Source organism: Pluralibacter sp. (genome assembly GCF_019237635.1).
Taxonomy (GTDB): domain Bacteria; phylum Pseudomonadota; class Gammaproteobacteria; order Enterobacterales; family Enterobacteriaceae; genus Enterobacter_B.
The window spans coordinates 1-19037 of the sequence record NZ_JAFAGS010000105.1; the positions used below are offsets into that span (position 1 = coordinate 1).

At 57.0% G+C, this 19037-nt stretch carries 16 protein-coding genes; 12 read left to right on the forward strand and 4 right to left on the reverse strand.

The features are described 5' to 3' along the window. The 5 genes from lpxK to JO226_RS12130 form a co-directional block, all read left to right on the forward strand. A partial coding sequence (lpxK, locus tag JO226_RS12110; RefSeq protein WP_293585991.1) for a tetraacyldisaccharide 4'-kinase occupies positions 1 to 881 on the forward strand: 881 nt, incomplete at its 5' end. A gap of 39 nt (positions 882 to 920) precedes the next feature. Beyond that, positions 921 to 2150 carry a winged helix-turn-helix domain-containing protein gene (locus tag JO226_RS12115; protein WP_293585992.1) on the forward strand — a complete coding sequence of 410 codons (1230 nt, stop codon included), beginning with the start codon at positions 921 to 923 and terminating at the stop codon, positions 2148 to 2150. Between the two features lie 53 nt (positions 2151 to 2203). Next, on the forward strand, positions 2204 to 2386 hold the full coding sequence (gene ycaR, locus JO226_RS12120; protein ID WP_293585993.1) for a protein YcaR: 183 nt from the start codon (positions 2204 to 2206) through the stop codon (positions 2384 to 2386). Beyond that, positions 2383 to 3129, forward strand: a complete 747-nt coding sequence (kdsB, locus tag JO226_RS12125) for a 3-deoxy-manno-octulosonate cytidylyltransferase (RefSeq protein WP_293585994.1) — start codon at positions 2383 to 2385, stop codon at positions 3127 to 3129. Before ycaR ends, kdsB begins: the two co-directional genes overlap by 4 nt. Positions 3130 to 3260: 131 nt before the next feature. Next, complete coding sequence (locus tag JO226_RS12130) at positions 3261 to 4154, forward strand: YcbJ family phosphotransferase (protein WP_293585995.1); 894 nt, start codon at positions 3261 to 3263, stop codon at positions 4152 to 4154. Here the strand turns inward: JO226_RS12130 and elyC are convergent. Beyond that, positions 4131 to 4910, reverse strand: coding sequence for an envelope biogenesis factor ElyC (gene elyC, locus JO226_RS12135; RefSeq protein ID WP_293585996.1), 780 nt, complete (start codon positions 4908 to 4910; stop codon positions 4131 to 4133). The genes JO226_RS12130 and elyC overlap by 24 nt on opposite strands. Positions 4911 to 5032: 122 nt before the next feature. Between elyC and cmoM the strand changes: the two genes are divergently transcribed. From cmoM to JO226_RS12170, 7 genes are all read left to right on the forward strand, one after another. Then, positions 5033 to 5827, forward strand: coding sequence for a tRNA uridine 5-oxyacetic acid(34) methyltransferase CmoM (gene cmoM, locus JO226_RS12140; protein ID WP_293585997.1), 795 nt, complete (start codon positions 5033 to 5035; stop codon positions 5825 to 5827). After that, positions 5820 to 7142, forward strand: a complete 1323-nt coding sequence (gene mukF, locus JO226_RS12145; protein WP_293585998.1) for a chromosome partition protein MukF — start codon at positions 5820 to 5822, stop codon at positions 7140 to 7142. Before cmoM ends, mukF begins: the two co-directional genes overlap by 8 nt. Further along, positions 7123 to 7827, forward strand: coding sequence for a chromosome partition protein MukE (gene mukE, locus JO226_RS12150; RefSeq protein ID WP_293585999.1), 705 nt, complete (start codon positions 7123 to 7125; stop codon positions 7825 to 7827). The genes mukF and mukE overlap by 20 nt, the downstream gene beginning before the upstream one ends. Beyond that, a complete protein-coding gene (gene mukB, locus JO226_RS12155) occupies positions 7827 to 12275 on the forward strand; it encodes a chromosome partition protein MukB (protein ID WP_293586000.1) in 4449 nt (1482 codons plus the stop codon). The genes mukE and mukB overlap by 1 nt, the downstream gene beginning before the upstream one ends. Positions 12276 to 12451: 176 nt before the next feature. Continuing rightward, positions 12452 to 14260, forward strand: a complete 1809-nt coding sequence (gene ldtD, locus JO226_RS12160) for a L,D-transpeptidase (RefSeq protein ID WP_293586001.1) — start codon at positions 12452 to 12454, stop codon at positions 14258 to 14260. Between the two features lie 179 nt (positions 14261 to 14439). Beyond that, positions 14440 to 14991: a YcbK family protein gene (locus tag JO226_RS12165; protein ID WP_293586006.1), complete on the forward strand. Its 552-nt coding sequence runs from the start codon at positions 14440 to 14442 to the stop codon at positions 14989 to 14991. 15 nt (positions 14992 to 15006) lie between these two features. Continuing rightward, positions 15007 to 15654 (forward strand): MBL fold metallo-hydrolase, encoded by a 648-nt coding sequence (locus JO226_RS12170; RefSeq protein WP_293586002.1) that lies wholly within the window; start codon positions 15007 to 15009, stop codon positions 15652 to 15654. A 45-nt stretch (positions 15655 to 15699) separates the two neighbouring features. On the opposite strand, the gene JO226_RS12175 is transcribed toward JO226_RS12170, so the two are convergent. The 3 genes from JO226_RS12175 to JO226_RS12185 all read right to left on the reverse strand — a co-directional run. Further along, entirely contained in the window at positions 15700 to 16890 is a 1191-nt protein-coding gene (locus tag JO226_RS12175) for an amino acid aminotransferase (RefSeq protein WP_293586003.1), read from the reverse strand. A gap of 186 nt (positions 16891 to 17076) precedes the next feature. After that, a complete protein-coding gene (locus tag JO226_RS12180; protein WP_293586004.1) occupies positions 17077 to 18186 on the reverse strand; it encodes a porin in 1110 nt (369 codons plus the stop codon). Between the two features lie 609 nt (positions 18187 to 18795). Further along, positions 18796 to 19037, reverse strand: a 242-nt coding sequence (locus JO226_RS12185) for an amino acid--tRNA ligase-related protein (protein ID WP_293586005.1), incomplete at its 5' end; no start/stop codon positions are given.

Below are 19037 nucleotides of genomic sequence, written 5' to 3' on the forward strand. Positions count from 1 at the left end.
GGCTGGGGCTGAAAAAAGCCTGGCGCGCGCCGGTTCCGGTGGTGGTGGTGGGCAACCTGACGGCTGGCGGCAACGGAAAAACCCCGGTGGTTATCTGGCTGGTGGAGCAACTCCAGCAGCGTGGCATTCGCGCAGGCGTTGTCTCCCGGGGCTACGGCGGTAAGGCCGGGCGTTACCCGCTGGTGCTTAACGCGCAAACCCCAACCGCAGAAGCCGGTGATGAACCGGTGCTGATTTTCCAGCGTACCGGCGCGCCGGTTGCGGTCTCCCCGACGCGAAGCGAGGCGGTACAGGCGTTGCTCGCGGCGCACGATCCGCACATTATCATTACCGACGACGGGCTGCAGCATTACCGGCTAGCGCGGGACAAAGAGATTGTGGTAATCGACGGCGTGCGTCGTTTCGGCAACGGCTGGTGGCTTCCGGCCGGGCCGATGCGGGAGCGCGCGTCCCGGCTACGTTCTGTTGATGCGGTTATCGTCAACGGCGGTGTTCCGGGGAAAGGGGAGCTGGCGATGCAGCTTAAACCCGGGATGGCGGTTAATCTGAAGACCGGTGAGAAACGGGATGTCGCCTCGTTGACGAACGTCGTGGCGATGGCTGGTATTGGTCATCCCCCGCGTTTCTTTGCCACACTGGAAAGCTGTGGCGTCATTGTGCAAAAAAGTGTGGCGCTTGCCGATCACCAGGCGTTAACGGCGGCTGACGTTCGTGCGCTGACGCAGCCGGGGCAGACGCTTGTCATGACCGAAAAAGATGCCGTGAAGTGCCGGGCGTTTGCCGAGGCGTGCTGGTGGTATTTACCGGTTGACGCCTCTTTCGCCGACGACGACGGCGCGCAGCAGCTGATTCAGCAACTTGTTACTCTGGCGCGGCGGTAGCCTCAGTTTCGGGCGGTCGCGCAGTGATGGGGAACCCACATGTCCGCACGAAAACTGTCGCTTACTGCCGCACGCCACCTACACCTTCACGCCCAGGGGCTCTTAAAAAAGCCGCGCCGTCGCCCTCAGCCTGACGATATCCTGCGCACCATCGAGCGCATGTCTCTGCTCCAGATAGATACCATCAATGTGGTGGCCCGCAGCCCCTACCTGGTGCTGTTCAGCCGCCTTGGCGCGTATCCTCAGGACTGGCTGGACGCGTCGTTAAAGCGCGGCGAGTTGATGGAATACTGGGCGCATGAGGCCTGTTTTCTGCCCAGAAGCGACTTTTCCCTGGTGCGTCATCGCATGCTCGCGCCTGAAAATATGGGTTGGAAATACCGCCAGGCGTGGATGGAAGAGCATGCACAAGAGATAGCGGAACTGCTGGCGCTTATCGAAAAAAACGGACCGGTGCGCTCAACGGATTTTGAGCATCCCCGCAAAGGCGCAAGCGGATGGTGGGAGTGGAAACCGCATAAGCGCCATCTGGAAGGGCTGTTTACCGCCGGACAGGTGATGGTGACCGGGCGGCATAACTTCCAGCGTATTTACGATCTGACCTCCCGGGTCATGCCCCACTGGGACGATGAGCGGGATGTGTTAAGTCAGGAGGCTGCCGAAGACGTCATGCTGCAAAACAGCGCCCGTAGCCTGGGGCTGTTCCGTGCGCAGTGGCTGGCCGACTACTATCGTTTGCGCAGGCCGGCCGTCCCGGCGCTGCTGGCGCGTTGGCAGGCTGAGGCGCAGGTCATTCCGGTCGAGGTGGAAGGGTTGGGGGAGATGTGGGTGCATGCCTCTCTCGCGCAGCCGCTCGACGAGGCGCTGGCGGGAAAATTGCGCGCGACCCATAGCGCGGTGCTCTCGCCGTTCGACCCGGTAGTATGGGATCGCAAACGCGCCGAGCAGCTGTTTGATTTCAGCTACCGGCTGGAGTGCTACACACCAGCGCCAAAGCGCCAGTACGGCTATTTCGTCCTGCCTCTACTGCACCAGGGAAAACTGGTCGGCCGTATGGACAGCAAAATCCATCGTAAAACCGGCGTGCTGGAGGTTTTTGCCCTCTATCTGCAGGAGGGCGTACGCGTCAGCGGCGCGCTGGAGCAGGGGCTTAAGCAGGCCATCGATGATTTTGCCCGCTGGCAGGGGGCGCATCGCGTAGATATTCGCCAGTTGCCCGCCATGCTCTTTGCCCGTCAGCGTACGGGGTGGGAAATTGAGGCCGCATAAGCGGTCGCTGTGATATGCTTCACCGATACTTTTTCGGTCCATCTGGAGGAACTATGGATCACCGCTTACTTGAAATCATTGCCTGCCCCGTGTGCAATGGCAAACTGTATTACAGTCAGGATAAGCAAGAACTTATCTGCAAACTTGACGCTCTGGCATTCCCCCTGCGCGAAGGCATTCCCGTGCTGCTGGAAACCGAAGCCCGTCCTCTGAGCGTAGAAGAGAGCCATCCATGAGTTTTGTCGTGATTATTCCCGCCCGCTACGCCTCCACGCGTCTGCCGGGCAAGCCGCTGCAGGATATCAACGGCAAACCGATGATCGTCCATGTCCTTGAGCGCGCGCGGGAGTCCGGCGCGTCGCGGATTATCGTGGCGACGGATCACGACGATGTTGCCCGTGCCGTTGAGGCCGTAGGCGGCGAAGTCTGCATGACCCGCGCCGATCATCAGTCCGGCACTGAACGTCTGGCGGAAGTCGTCGAGAAGTGCGGCTTTAGCGACGACACACTGATCGTCAATGTCCAGGGCGACGAGCCGATGATCCCACCGGTGATAATCCGTCAGGTGGCGGAAAATCTGGCGGCGAGCCAATCCGGCATGGCGACGCTGGCGGTACCGATTCATGAGGCGGAAGAAGCCTTTAACCCGAACGCCGTGAAGGTGGTGATGGACGCGCAAGGCTACGCGCTCTATTTCTCCCGGGCCACCATCCCGTGGGATCGCGATCGTTTTGCGCAAAGCCGTGAGACTATCGGCGATACGCTGCTGCGCCATATTGGCATTTACGGTTACCGCGCGGGTTTCATTCGCCGTTACGTCGGATGGGCGCCGAGCCCGCTTGAGCAGATAGAAATGCTCGAACAGCTGCGCGTGCTGTGGTATGGCGAAAAAATCCATGTCGCCGTTGCGAAACAGGTTCCGGGAACCGGCGTTGATACGCCAGAAGACCTGGCCCGCGTGCGCGCCGAACTCCGTTGATTTTCCTGCCCCTTCTTCGAAGGGGCAAATCTAGCGCCTCGTTTTTCCTCGTTTTTTTTGATCTTACCCGGGTGACATCTTCGCCTGCGACGCTCATTATGAAAACAGTAGTCTTCATAGGGGTAACCGATATGGAACAACTGCGAGCGGAACTGAGCCACCTGTTGGGTGAGCGTCTCAGCCGTGTGGAGTGCGTCAGCGAAAAAGCCGATTCAGCGCTGTGGTCGCTGTATGATGCACAGGGAAACCCTATGCCGCTACTGGCGCGCAGCTTCTCGACGCCGGGGGTTGCGCAGCAGCTGGCATGGAAAATCTCCATGCTGGCCCGTAGCGGCACTGTACGTATGCCGGTGGTCTACGGGGTGATGACCCACGAGGAACATCCGGGTCCGGATGTTCTGTTAATTGAACGCCTGCGCGGAGTATCTGTCGAAGCGCCAGCCCGTACGCCAGAGCGCTGGAGCCAGCTTAAAGATCAAATCATCGAGGGGTTGCTTGCCTGGCACCGCCAGGACAGCCGGGGTTGTGTCGGCACCGTCGACAGCACGCAGGAAAACCTCTGGCCGATGTGGTATCGCCAGCGTGTCGAAGTGCTGTGGGGGACGCTGAACATGTATCACAACACCGGGCTGACGATGCAGGATAAACGCATCCTGTTCCGCACCCGAGAGTGTCTGCCCGCATTGTTCGACGGTTTTAACGACAACTGTGTACTGGTACACGGCAACTTCACCTTGCGCAGTATGCTAAAAGACTCCCGCAGCGACCAGTTGCTGGCAATGGTCGGTCCGGGCATTATGCTGTGGGCGCCCCGCGAGTATGAGCTTTTTCGCCTGGCGGACAGCAGCCTTGCAGAGGATTTACTGTGGCACTATCTCCAGCGCGCGCCGGTGGCGGAGTCTTTCCTCTGGCGGCGCTGGCTCTATCTGCTGTGGGATGAGGTCGCCCAGTTGGTCAATACCGGGCGCTTTAACCGCGCCAACTTTTCGCTGGCGGCAAAATCACTCCTGCCCTGGCTCGCCTGACGCGCCCTTTAACCACTGCCAGAGGCGGCCCAGGGTTTCGTAGCCGACCCGGTCGCTGTGCATCAGCCATACCGGCGAGGGGATCATCCGCTCCCACGGATTTAGCGGAGATTCTATCGCCAGCTGGTTCGCCGGCGCTGGTAGCGGGTTCAGCCCGGCATGACGAAAGAAGATCATCGCCCGCGGCAGGTGCGAGGCAGAGGTCACCAGCAAAAACGGCGCGTCGCCGACCGTCGCTTTTACGGCGGCAGCTTCTTCCTCGGTATCTTTAGGCGTATCCAGGACGATGATGGCGCTGCGCGGTACGCCGAGACTTTCTGCGACCCTCGCACCGGCTTCTGCGGTGCTGACTGGGTTGGTGCGCGCCGCCGCGCCGGTAAAGATAAGCCTGGAGCCGGGGTTAGCTTGCCACAGACGAACACCTTCCGTCAGGCGCGGCAGGCTGTTGTTGATAAGGTTAGAGCTCGGCGCCCATGCCGGGTTCCAGGTGTAGCCGCCGCCCAGCACCACGACGTAGCGTACCGGCGTCGGGCCGCGCCAGGTCGGATAGCGACTTTCGATGGGCTTCAGCAGTGCGTCAGCTACCGGCTGCAGGCTGAGCAACAGCAGAAGCAGCCAGCTAAAACTCAGACAAATCTTACCCGCGCGCTGAAAACGGCTAAACCAAAGCAATGCCAATCCCAACGCCATGAGCAATAACAGCAATGGCAGCGGCAGCAACATGCCGCCGACAACCTTTTTCAGCGTAAAAAGCATCCTGATTGGTTCCTTTTTTGACCATCTGACAGGGGATATACGGCGATATTACACCAGATAGCTTCCCTCTCGCTGTGGGTGTGACAAAATAGACGTTTTGTCACGGGCGTGTGGAGTCGGTCATGCAGGATCGCAATTTTGATGACATTGCGGAAAAGTTTTCGCGCAATATCTATGGCACCACCAAAGGCCAGCTACGTCAGGCCATCCTGTGGCAGGATCTCGATATGTTGCTGGCGACGTTTGGCTCCCGGCCGCTGCGCATTCTTGATGCCGGCGGCGGCGCCGGGCAAACCGCCATTCAGATGGCGGAGCGCGGGCACCATGTCACGCTGTGCGATCTTTCCGCGGCGATGATCGGCCAGGCCGAACAGGCGGCGCGCGACAAAGGTGTGAGCCACAACATGCATTTTGTACAATGCGCGGCTCAGGATATTGCGCAGCATTTGGAAAGCCCGGTTGATCTGATATTGTTTCATGCGGTGCTGGAATGGGTGGCGGAGCCGCAGGCGGTATTGCACACCCTGTGGTCGGCGCTTCGCCCGGGCGGCGCGTTGTCATTAATGTTCTACAATGCTAACGGTCTGCTGCTGCACAATATGGTGGCCGGGAACCTCGAGTACGTACAGGCAGGCATGCCGAAAAAGAAAAAACGCACGCTGTCACCGGATTATCCCCGCGATCCGCAGTTGGTTTATCGCTGGCTGGAGGATATGGGCTGGCGGATAACCGGCAAGACCGGCGTGCGGGTGTTTCATGATTACCTGCGTGAGAAGCACCAGCAGCGAGAGAAATATGACGATCTGCTGGCATTAGAAACGCGTTATTGCCGCCAGGAACCCTGGGTCAGCCTTGGGCGGTATATTCATGTCACAGCGCTAAAGCCGCAGGTAGATACAAGGATAAACGATGAGTGATTTTTCCCAGACAGTCCCCGAACTGGTTGCCTGGGCCAGAAAAAATGATTTTTCTATCGCGCTGCCGGTGGACAGGCTTTCATTCCTGTTGGCCGTCGCAACGCTGAACGGCGAAAGGCTTGAAGGGGAACTCACCGAAGGCGAACTGGTGGATGCGTTTCGCCATGTCAGTGATGCGTTTGAGCAAACCAGCGAAACCATTAGCGTACGCGCCAATAACGCGATCAACGACATGGTGCGTCAACGTCTGCTGAACCGCTTTACCAGCGAACTGACGGAAGGCAACGCTATTTACCGACTGACGCCGCTTGGCATCGGTATTACGGATTATTACATCCGCCAGCGCGAATTTTCGACGCTGCGCCTCTCGATGCAGCTCTCCATTGTGGCAGGGGAGCTCAAACGCGCCGCCGATGCGGCCGAAGAGGAAGGGGATGAGTTTCACTGGCATCGCAACGTGTATGCGCCGCTAAAGTATTCCGTCGCGGAAATTTTTGACAGTATCGATTTAACCCAACGCCTGATGGATGAACAGCAGCAGCAGGTGAAAGATGATATCGCTCAGCTGTTGAACAAAGACTGGCGGGCGGCGATCTCCAGCTGCGAACTGCTGCTTTCTGAAACCTCCGGCACGCTGCGCGAGCTCCAGGATACCCTCGAGGCGGCGGGCGACAAGCTGCAGGCCAACCTGTTGCGGATTCAGGACGCGACATTGACGCACGACGATCTGCATTTTGTCGACCGGCTGGTGTTTGATCTGCAAAGCAAGCTTGACCGCATCGTCAGTTGGGGCCAGCAGGCTATCGACCTGTGGATTGGCTATGACCGCCATGTGCACAAGTTTATTCGTACCGCTATCGATATGGATAAAAACCGCGTCTTCGCCCAGCGTCTGCGCCAGTCGGTGCAAAACTACTTTGATGCGCCGTGGGCGCTGACTTACGCCAATGCCGATCGTCTTCTGGATATGCGCGACGAAGAGATGACGCTGCGTGATGAAGAGGTGACCGGTGAGCTGCCGGCGGATCTGGAGTACGAAGAGTTTAATGAAATTCGCGAGCAGCTTGCGGCGCTGATTGAGCAGCAGCTCGCCATTTATAAAGATAAATCGCTACCACTGGATCTGGGTCTGGTGGTGCGTGAATATCTGGTGCAGTATCCGCGAGCTCGCCACTTCGACGTGGCGCGCATTGTGGTTGACCAGGCGGTAAGACTGGGCGTTGCACAAGCAGATTTCACCGGACTGCCGCCGAAGTGGCAGCCGATTAATGATTACGGAGCCAAGGTACAGGCACATGTCATCGACAAATATTGAACACGTGATGCCAGTTAAGCTGGCGCAGGCCCTGGCCAACCCGTTATTTCCGGCGCTGGACAGCGCACTGCGCTCAGGCCGTCACATCGGTCTCGACGAGCTGGACAATCACGCCTTTTTGATGGATTTCCAGGAGTATCTGGAAGAGTTTTACGCTCGCTATAACGTAGAGCTGATTCGCGCGCCGGAAGGGTTCTTCTATTTGCGCCCGCGCTCTACCACGCTTATCCCGCGTTCGGTGCTTTCTGAACTGGATATGATGGTCGGTAAGATCCTCTGCTACCTCTACCTCAGTCCGGAGCGCCTGGCGAATGAAGGCATCTTCACGCAGCAGGAGCTGTATGACGAGCTGTTGGCGCTGGCGGATGAGGCCAGGCTGCTGAAGCTGGTGAATAACCGTTCGACGGGGTCTGACCTCGACAGACAGAAGCTGCAGGAAAAAGTGCGCTCGTCGCTGAACCGTCTGCGCCGTCTGGGAATGGTGTGGTTTATGGGGCACGACAGCAGCAAATTCCGTATTACGGAATCGGTATTTCGTTTCGGCGCCGACGTGCGCTCAGGCGATGATCCGCGCGAGGCGCAACTGCGCATGATCCGCGATGGCGAGGCGATGGCCATTGAAAACCACCTGCTGCTCAATGATGAGAATGAAGACAACCAGCCGGATAGCGGGGAGGAAGAGTAATGATTGAACGCGGAAAGTTTCGTTCGCTAACCCTGATTAACTGGAACGGTTTTTTTGCCCGCACTTTTGATCTCGACGAGCTGGTGACTACGCTCTCGGGCGGCAACGGCGCCGGGAAATCCACCACCATGGCGGCGTTTGTTACGGCGCTAATCCCGGATTTGACGCTGCTGCACTTTCGTAACACCACCGAAGCTGGCGCCACCAGCGGCTCCCGTGACAAAGGTCTGCACGGTAAGCTGAAAGCCGGGGTGTGCTATTCGGTGCTTGATGTCATCAACTCCCGCCACCAGCGCGTCGTGGTCGGCGTGCGTCTGCAGCAGGTCGCAGGCCGCGACCGTAAGGTCGACATCAAACCGTTTGCGATTCAGGGGCTGCCAACCGCGGTTTTACCGACGCAATTACTGACGGAAACCCTGAACGAACGTCAGGCGCGCGTGCTGTCGCTGCAGGAGCTGAAAGACAAGCTCGAAACGATGGAAGGCGTGCAGTTCAAAATGTTCAACTCCATTACCGATTATCACTCGCTGATGTTCGATTTGGGGGTTGTCGCCCGTCGTCTGCGCTCGGCGTCTGACCGTAGTAAATATTACCGTCTGATCGAGGCATCGCTCTACGGCGGTATTTCCAGCGCCATCACCCGCTCGCTGCGCGACTACCTGCTGCCGGAAAACAGCGGCGTGCGCAAAGCGTTCCAGGATATGGAAGCGGCGCTGCGCGAAAACCGCATGACGCTGGAAGCGATTCGCGTCACACAGTCCGATCGCGATCTGTTTAAACATCTGATTTCCGAGGCCACCGACTATGTGGCGGCGGACTATATGCGTCACGCCAACGAACGGCGAGTCCACCTGGACAAGGCGCTGGAGTTCCGCCGCGAGCTGTTTACCTCGCGTCAGAAGCTGGCGGCCGAGCAGTATAAGCACGTCGATATGGCCCGCGAACTACAAGAGCACAACGGGGCGGAAGGGGATCTGGAGGCCGATTACCAGGCCGCCAGCGATCACCTGAATCTGGTGCAGACCGCGCTGCGCCAGCAGGAGAAGATCGAGCGCTATGAAGCCGATCTCGACGAGCTGCAGATTCGCCTTGAAGAACAAAATGAAGTGGTGGCGGAAGCTGCCGATCTTCAGGAAGAAAACGAAGCCCGCGCTGAAGCCGCCGAGCTGGAAGTCGATGAGCTGAAAAGCCAGCTTGCGGATTACCAGCAGGCGCTGGATGTGCAGCAAACCCGCGCTATCCAGTACACGCAGGCGCTGCAGGCGCTACAACGTGCGAAGGCGTTGTGCCACCTGCCGGATCTGACGCCGGAAAGCGCCAGCGAATGGCTGGAAACGTTCCAGGCCAAAGAGCAGGAAGCGACCGAAAAGCTGCTGTCTCTCGACCAGAAAATGAGCGTGGCGCAAACGGCGCACAGCCAGTTTGAACAGGCTTATCAACTGGTTGCGGCGATTAACGGCCCGGTTGCGCGCGATGAGGCCTGGGATGTGGCCCGCGATCTGCTGCGCGAAGGCGTTAACCAGCGCCATCTGGCTGAGCAGGCGCAGTCGTTGCGCGGCCGTCTGAACGAGCTGGAGCAGCGTTTACGCGAGCAGCAAGATGCCGAACGTCTGCTGGCTGAGTTCTGCAAGCGCCAGGGCAAGCAGTATGATATCGATGAGCTGGAGACGCTGCATCAGGAGCTGGAGGCGCGCATCGCCTCCCTGTCCGATACGGTGTCTTCCGCCAGTGAAAAACGCATGACGCTGCGCCAGGAGCTGGAGCAGTTGCAAAGCCGCATTCAGGTGCTGCAACAGCGCGCGCCGGTCTGGCTGCAGGCGCAAAGCAGCCTGACGCAGCTTTCCGAGCAGTGCGGCGAACAGTTTGAGTCCGGTCAGGACGTGACGGAATACCTGCAGCAGTTGCTGGAGCGCGAGCGCGAAGCGATTGTTGAGCGCGATGAAGTCGGGGCGCGTAAGCGCGCCGTGGACGATGAAATCGAGCGTTTAAGCCAGCCGGGCGGCTCCGAAGATCCGCGTCTTAACGCGCTGGCGGAACGTTTTGGCGGCGTGCTTCTGTCGGAAATCTATGACGACGTCAGCTTTGAAGATGCACCGTACTTCTCGGCGCTGTACGGCCCGTCGCGCCATGCGATCGTGGTGCCGGACCTGTCGCTTATCGCCGAACAGCTGGAAGGGCTGGAAGATTGCCCGGAAGATCTGTACCTCATCGAAGGGGATCCGCAGTCGTTTGACGATAGCGTCTTCAGCGTCGATGAACTGGAAAAAGCGGTGGTGGTGAAAGTCGCCGATCGCCAGTGGCGCTATTCGCGTTTCCCGGCGGTACCGCTGTTTGGCCGCGCGGCGCGGGAAAACCGCATCGAGGGTCTGCATGCGGAGCGTGAGACATTGTCTGAACGTTTCGCTACGCTCTCCTTCGACGTGCAGAAAACCCAGCGTTTACACCAGGCGTTCAGCCGCTTTATCGGCAGCCATCTGGCCGTCGCGTTTGATGCCGATCCGGAAGCGGAAATCCGCAAGCTGAGCAGCCGCCGCGGCGAGCTGGAGCGCGCGATGAGCACCCACGAAAGCGATAACCAGCAGAGCCGCATGCAGTTTGAACAGGCGAAAGAGGGCGTCGCCCAGCTTAACCGCCTGCTGCCGCGTCTTAACCTGCTGGCCGACGACTCGCTGGCCGACCGCGTTGATGAGATTCGCGAGCGTCTGGATGAGGCTCAGGAGGCTGCACGCTTTGTGCAGCAGCACGGTAACCAGCTGGCGAAGCTGGAGCCTGTCGCCAGCGTCCTGCAAAGCGATCCGGAACAGTTTGAACAGCTGAAAGAAGATTACGCGTACTCCCAGCAGGTTCAGCGTGATGCCCGCCAGCAGGCGTTCGCTTTGACCGAAGTAGTGCAGCGCCGCGCTCATTTCGGCTACAGTGATTCTGCGGAAATGCTGAGCGGCAACAGCGACCTGAACGAGAAGCTGCGCCAGCGTCTTGAACAGGCGGAAGCAGAGCGTACGCGCGCCCGTGAAGCGATGCGTAACCACGCCGCGCAACTGAGCCAGTACAGCCAGGTGCTGGCATCGCTCAAGAGTTCGTTCGACACCAAAAAAGAGCTGTTGACCGACCTTCAGCGTGAGTTGCAGGACATTGGCGTGCGCGCCGACAGCGGGGCGGAAGAGCGGGCACGCTCTCGTCGCGATGAGTTGCATGCTCAGCTCTCCAACAACCGCGCCCGCCGCAACCAGCTGGAAAAAGCGCTGACTTTCTGCGAAGCCGAAATGGACGGACTGACGCGTAAGCTGCGTCAGCTGGAGCGCAGCTATCTGGAAATGCGTGAACAGGTGGTGAGCGCGAAAGCGGGCTGGTGCGCAGTGATGCGGATGGTGAAAGATAACGGCGTTGAGCGCCGCCTGCACCGTCGCGAGCTGGCGTATCTCTCCGCCGATGAGCTGCGCTCTATGTCGGATAAAGCGCTGGGCGCGCTGCGTCTGGCGGTGTCCGATAACGAACATCTGCGCGATGTGCTGCGCATGTCGGAAGATCCCAAGCGTCCGGAGCGTAAGATTCAGTTCTTCGTGGCCGTATACCAGCACCTGCGCGAGCGTATCCGCCAGGATATCATCCGCACTGACGACCCGGTGGAAGCCATCGAGCAGATGGAGATCGAGCTGAGCCGCCTGACGGAAGAGCTGACGTCGCGCGAGCAGAAGCTGGCCATCAGCTCGCGCAGTGTGGCGAACATCATTCGTAAAACCATTCAGCGCGAACAGAACCGTATTCGTATGCTCAACCAGGGGCTGCAGAGCGTCTCTTTCGGGCAGGTTAACAGCGTGCGTCTGAACGTCAACGTTCGCGAAACCCATGCGACGCTGCTTGAGGTGCTGTCTGAACAGCACGAGCAGCACCAGGATCTGTTTAACAGTCATCGTCTGACCTTCTCGGAAGCGCTGGCGAAGCTGTACCAGCGTCTGAACCCGCAGATTGATATGGGGCAGCGTACACCGCAAACCATCGGCGAAGAGCTGCTGGATTACCGCAACTACCTGGAAATGGAGGTTGAGGTTAACCGTGGGTCTGACGGCTGGCTGCGTGCGGAGTCCGGCGCGTTGTCCACCGGTGAGGCTATCGGTACCGGTATGTCTATCCTGGTGATGGTGGTGCAGAGCTGGGAAGACGAAGCGCGTCGCCTGCGCGGTAAGGATATTTCCCCATGCCGCCTGCTGTTTCTTGACGAGGCGGCGCGTCTTGACGCCCGTTCTATCGCCACGCTGTTCGAGCTGTGCGAGCGTCTGGAAATGCAGCTGATTATCGCGGCGCCGGAAAATATCAGTCCGGAAAAGGGCACAACCTACAAGCTGGTGCGTAAGGTGGTTCACAACCACGAGCACGTTCATGTGGTGGGCCTGCGCGGCTTTGCCGCACAGCTTCCGGAAACGTTGCCCGGTACGGCAGACGCCTCCTGACGAGGCGTGAGGGAAAAGGGCGACAGCGATGTCGCCCTTTTTGTTATTCCCTCGGCCGTGGCGTTGTATTATCTTTAAACTTCTTTACATTTGGTCAGGCAAAAGTATTTTTGTCTTTATATACTGAGAGCAAGCCCCGGTGGGTGTGGGCAGTAACGATTAACAGGGGGCAAGGGATGTTGCTGAAAAAAGATTATGGTCGTCGATTGTCAGCGCTGAGTTTATGCCTGACGCTCGCATTTGCTCCGCTGTTTAGCGTTCAGGCCGATGAACCTGAGCTGGTGCCAACGGATGGCTCCGCGACGCTTGGCGATCCTTCGCAGGTGCTGGCGCAGACGGAGGGGCAGTCACCTACGGTCGCGATGATGGCGGGGGAGAAGGCGATGCCTGCCGATGCCGCCGCGAAAAGTCGTACGGAAATCCAGTCTCTCTTGCCAAAAGGTTTCACCCCGGCGTTTATGAACCCGCTGGTGGCGCTCTATGCCGCCCGTGATATGAAGCCGATGTGGGACAACCGCGACGCCGTCCAGACGTTTCAGCAGCAGCTGGCGGAAGTGGCTATCGCCGGGTTTCAGCCGCAGTTTACCCGTTGGGTTGAGCTGCTGACCGATCCCAACGTCAGCGGCATGGCGCGGGACGTCGTTCTGTCCGATGCCATGATGGGATATCTGCACTTCATCAGCAATATTGCTCTGCAGGGCAACCGCTGGCTGTATAGTGATAAACCTTATGCGATGTCAACGCCGCCGCTGTCGGTCATTAACCAGTGGCAGCTGGCGCTGGACAACGGTTCGCTGCCGCAGTTTATCGCCGGGCTTGCGCCGCAACATCCGCAGTATGCGGCGATGCATCAGGCGCTGCTGTCGCTGGTGACCGATTCGCGCCCGTGGCCGCAATTGTCGTCCGCCGGGAAGGTCAATCCGGGGCAATGGAGTAAAGATGTTCCTGCTTTGCGAGAAATTTTGCAGCGTACCGGTATGTTGGATAACACGCCAAATATCGCGCTGCCGGGCGATAACGGTGTGGTCAGCCCTTCTGCGGTGTCGGTGAAAAAGGTCAAAGCCGCAAGTACCGCGCCCGCGGTGTATGATCGCCAACTGGTTGAGGCGGTGAAACGCTTCCAGGCTTCGCAAGGGCTGGGGGCGGACGGCGTGATAGGTCAGTCGACGCGCGATGCGCTTAACGTCAGTTCGGCGCAGCGTGCGGGCGTTCTGGCGCTTAACATCCAGCGCCTGCGCCTGCTGCCGGGTAAACTGTCTACCGGCATCATGGTGAATATTCCGGCGTATTCGCTGGTGTATTACCAGAACGGCAACCCGGTGCTGGCCTCGCGGGTGATCGTCGGTCGTCCGGACCGCAAAACGCCAATGATGAGCAGCGCCCTGAACAATGTGGTGGTAAACCCGCCGTGGAACGTGCCGCCAACGCTTGCGCGTAAAGACATTCTGCCGAAAGTATGGAATGACCCTGGGTATCTGGAACGACATGGCTATACGGTTTTGCGCGGCTGGAACAGTAAAGAGAGTATCAATCCGTATCACGTTGACTGGTCAACTATCACGCCGTCGAATCTGCCGTTCCGCTTCCAGCAGGCGCCGGGCGCGAAGAACTCACTCGGGCGCTACAAATTCAATATGCCGAGCTCTGAGTCAATTTATCTGCACGATACGCCGAACCATAACCTGTTCCAGAAAGATACCCGTGCGCTGAGTTCCGGCTGTGTCCGCGTCAATAAAGCGCCGGAGCTGGCGAATATGCTGCTACAGGATGCAGGCTGGAACGATACGCGGATTTCGGATGCGTTGAAGCAGGGGGATACGCGTTATGTCAATATTCGTCAAAACATCCCGGTGAATCTCTACTATCTGACCGCATTTGTCGGCCCTGACGGGCGGACCCAGTATCGTACAGATATTTACAATTACGATCTCGTGGCGCGATCTGGCGCACAAATTCTGCCAAAAGCAGAGCAATTAATCAGGTAAATGAAGCAGTTCAGATAATTCAGGTGTCGTATGAATGGGTAAAAACAGGCCAGTGCGTCTGCAGGGCCTGTATTTACTGGGATTGGGTCACCTTGACGTCGGCTGCGATGACGGTTAAGGTGCCCTTCGTGCGCCAGAAGTGCATAAATTACGATCATTTACTTGTAGACCTGATTATCATGGACAAATTTGACGCTAATCGCCGCAAACTGCTGGCGTTGGGTGGTGTTGCGCTCGGCGCAGCGGCCATCCTGCCGACGCCAGCATTTGCCACCCTCTCGACACCTCGTCCGCGTATTTTGACGCTCAACAACCTGCATACCGGTGAGTCAATCAAAGCGGAGTTTTTCGATGGCAGAGGCTATATTCAGGATGAATTAGCAAAACTTAACCATTTTTTCCGTGATTATCGCGCGAATAAAATAAAATCCATCGATCCAAAACTCTTTGATCAACTCTACCGTCTCCAGGGACTGCTTGGCACCAGTAAGCCCGTTCAACTCGTTTCCGGTTATCGCTCTTTGGATACCAATAATGAGCTGCGCGAGCGTAGCCGTGGGGTGGCGAAACACAGCTACCACACCAAGGGCCAGGCGATGGATTTTCATATTGAAGGTATTTCGTTAAGCAATGTTCGCAAAGCGGCGTTATCTATGCGCGCGGGTGGTGTAGGATATTACCCAAGTAGCAACTTCGTGCACATTGATACCGGTCCAACCCGGCACTGGTAACGACTTAGGAGCATCATGAACTATCGTATTATTCCGGTTACCGCTTTCGCCCAGAACTGTTCACTTATCTGGTGTGAGCAAACCAAACTCGCCGCGCTGGTGGACCCGGGCGGCGACGCTGAACATATCAAACAGGAAGTCGCGGCAGCTGGCGTGACGCTGATGCAGATCCTGCTTACGCATGGCCACCTTGACCATGTGGGAGCAGCAGCGGAACTGGCGCAGCACTATGGTGTGCCGGTGATCGGTCCGGAAAAAGAAGATGAGTTCTGGTTGCAAGGGTTACCGGCGCAAAGTCGGATGTTCGGCCTGGAGGACTGCCTGCCGCTGACGCCGGATCGCTGGCTTAATGAAGGCGATACGGTGAGCGTCGGCAACGTGAGCCTACAGGTGCTGCACTGTCCGGGACATACGCCGGGCCATGTCGTGTTCTTTGATAATACGTCGCGGCTGTTGATTTCCGGCGATGTGATTTTCAAAGGCGGAGTAGGGCGTAGCGATTTCCCACGCGGTAATCACGCGGAGCTTATTGCCTCTATTAAGCAAAAGCTGATGCCGCTTGGCGATGACGTGACCTTTATTCCCGGCCACGGCCCGCTGTCGACGCTGGGGTATGAGCGTCAACATAACCCATTCCTGCAAGACGAAATGCCTGTCTGGTAAACGTAAAAAAGGCCGCGATTGCGGCCTTTTTCTTTGGTCATGGGCTTACAGCACCGCGACGATCGCCTCGCACAGCGGCGCCATATTGTCAGGCGTCATCCCGGCGACGTTAATACGTCCGGACGCAACGGCATAAATACCGAACTCTTCACGCAGACGCAAAACCTGCTCTTTGGTCAGACCGCTGAAAGAGAACATCCCATTTTGTCTGGTGATGAAGCTGAAATCACGGTTAGCGCCTTTTTCCGCCAGCGTGTTGACGAACAGCAGGCGCATGCGCTGAATGCGCTGGCGCATATCGGTCAGCTCTTGTTCCCAGATGGCGCGCAGGGCGTCGTTGCTCAGGATTGTCGCGACAACGGATGCACCGTGTGCTGGCGGGTTGGAGTAGTTGGCGCGAATGACGGACTTCATCTGGCTGAACGCGCGATCGGCGGCGTCAGCATCTGCGGCAACCAGCGTACAGGCGCCTACACGCTCGTTGTACAGGCCAAAGTTTTTCGAGAAGGAGCTGGCGACCAGCAGCTCTTTATGCAGCGCGGCAAACACGCGCAGACCTTCAGCATCTTCTTCCAGACCGCGGGCAAAACCCTGGTATGCGAAGTCAAACAATGGCAACCAGCCTTTTTCAACGGACATCGCCGCCAGCTGTTGCCACTGCGCAAAGGTCGGGTCTATCCCGGTTGGGTTATGGCAGCAGCCGTGGAACAGCACCACGTCACCTGCCTGGGCCTCGCTCAGGCTCGCCAGCAGGCCGTCAAAATCGAGAGTGTGATTTTCAGCATCATAGTAAGCGTACTCACAGACTTCCAGACCGGCGGAGTTAAACACGCCTTTGTGGTTCGGCCAGCTTGGATTGCTGACCCACACGCGTTTCGCGGAGGTGTTTTTTGCGAGGAAATCGGCCGCGACGCGCAGGCCGCCGGTGCCGCCAGGTGTTTGTGCGGTACGGGCACGTTTATCGTCGATAATGGCGCTGCCTTTACCGAACAGCAGTTCCTGAGTGCAGCGGCCAAATTCCGGGATCCCGTCAATGCTGAGATAGTTTTTCGTGGTTTCATTTTCCAGCAAATAGAGTTCTGCTTTTTTTACGCTGGTCAGTACCGGGGTCTTCCCGGTCTCATCTTTGTAAACACCAATCCCGAGGTTAATTTTAGTCGGGCGGTCATCGGCACGAAACAGGTCGGCCAGGCCCAGAATTGGGTCGGCAGGGGCGGCAGTTATGTTCTCAAACATGACGAGGTTCCATTGTGATTACTGAGGGGGAAAATCCACTATCAGGTTAACGGTAGATTCATAAAAAGCCAACCGTTTGCGACGAAAAGCGAGCGGCTTTTTAAAAGTCGCTATTTTTAACTGGCAGACATAAAAAAACAGGGCCGGAGCCCTGTCTTTCAAGCATATAACAAAGTGGCGTACTGATTAGAACTGGTAAGTCACACCGACTGCAGCCATGTCGTCGTTGCCGTTGATGCCGCCAACAGACTCAGCGTAGGCGCTGTTTTTGTCCAGCAGGTTGATGTAGTAGTCAGCCCACACGTTGAAGTTCTTGTTGAAGTAGTAAGTACCGCCGATCTGGATAAATTTCGCCAGGTCTGCATCGCCGCCTTTGAAGGTGCCTGATGGAGACAGATCTTTACCTTTGGTCTGCACGTAGGAGATGGCCGGACGCAGGCCGAAGTCGAACTGGTACTGAGCAACAACTTCGAAGTTCTGCGTTTTGTTAGCGAAGCCAGCATCGCCGTCGGAACCGGTACGAGTGGTGTTGCGGGTTTCAGCATATACGGTTGCCAGGTATACGTTGTTGGCATCGTATTTCGCACCCAGAGCCCATGCTTCAGCTTTGTTGCCTTTGCCGTCTGCTTCCTGTTTCAGAGTACGGTTAGCGTTGCTGTAAGAACCGATTACGCCGAAGCCTTCGCCGAAGTCGTAACCCAGGGAGTAGCCGAAGCCGTCGCCGTTAGCGGTGTTAACATCGGTACGCTCGTTTTTACCCTGGTACTGAACGCCGAAGTGCAGACCGTCAGCCAGACCAAAGAAATCGCTGTTACGGTAGGTCAGCATGCCGGTGCCGCGGCTGGTCATGAAGTTGTCTACGTAGTTACCGCCCCAGGTCATACCGGAGAAGGACGGCGCCATATCGGTGTAGGACTCAACGTCGTACACGATACCGTAGTTACGACCGTAGTCGATGCTGCCAGCGTCGCCCGCTTTCAGACCCGCGAAGGCCAGACGGTTTTTGCTCGCCTGAGCGCCTTCCGGGGTGTTAGCCATCATACGGTATTCCCACTGGCCGTAACCCACCAGCATGTCATTGATCTGAGTTTCGCCTTTGAAACCGATCTGCGCGTAAGTACCGTCTTTGCTGTTGTTATTACCGTTGTCACCGGTGGTAACAAAATCACGCTCGCCGTTAATTTTACCGTAGAAGTCCAGCTTGTTGCCGTTCTTGTTATAGATTTCTGCTGCGTTAGCCGCACCAGCTACCAGCAGGGCAGGGATAACCACTGCCAGGATATTGCGCTTCATCATTATTTATTACCCTCATTAGGTTTTTTATGGACACCTGCCACTGCCGTCAATAATTTTCGTCAATAAAAATTTACGGAACTATTGATGAGAGTTTGGTGTCTTTCTGTGTCTGACAGGCATATTTCCATTCAAATCACCGTTTCGCTAGCCTGAAAGTGCTACAAATATCTTGAAAGAGTAACTAAAAGAAATAATGTGTAATAAATTGTGTATTTTATGGAACTTTGTGAACGATCTCAAAGTTCCTGTCGCGTTGCTGTAAAAGTAAGCTACTTTGCATGTATCTATATGAAGTAATTATATTTAATTTTTATGAGTTCATTTATTACGCGAATATCAAATCGCCTGAAGTATTTCTGATGACGCGGTTTAGACGTCTGGAAAGCTACGCGATAGCTCGAAAGTTATGCTATTAGGACATGTGTTACTTAAGTGCAATCACATTTTTGGTTGTTTTTTGTTCATAACTGTGTCGGGAAACAGGGTGTAACATTTGGGCGGGGGATAGCGGTTGACGTTTAAATTCGTAGAAATTAATTCACAAAATCTGACAAAAATGTAAAAAAGCCAACCCGCAGGTTGGCTTCTCTGTATACGTCGCCGGCGAAATCAGAAGCTGGCGTTGCGCGGGGTGCGTGGGAACGGGATCACATCGCGAACGTTCTGTACGCCGGTAACATAGGCAATCAGACGCTCGAAACCGAGGCCGAAACCCGCGTGCGGTACGGTACCGTAGCGGCGCAGATCGCGATACCAGGCGTAGTCTTCTTTATTCAGCCCCATTTCCGCAAGACGGGCATCCAGTACATCAAGACGCTCTTCACGCTGGGAACCCCCGATGATTTCACCGA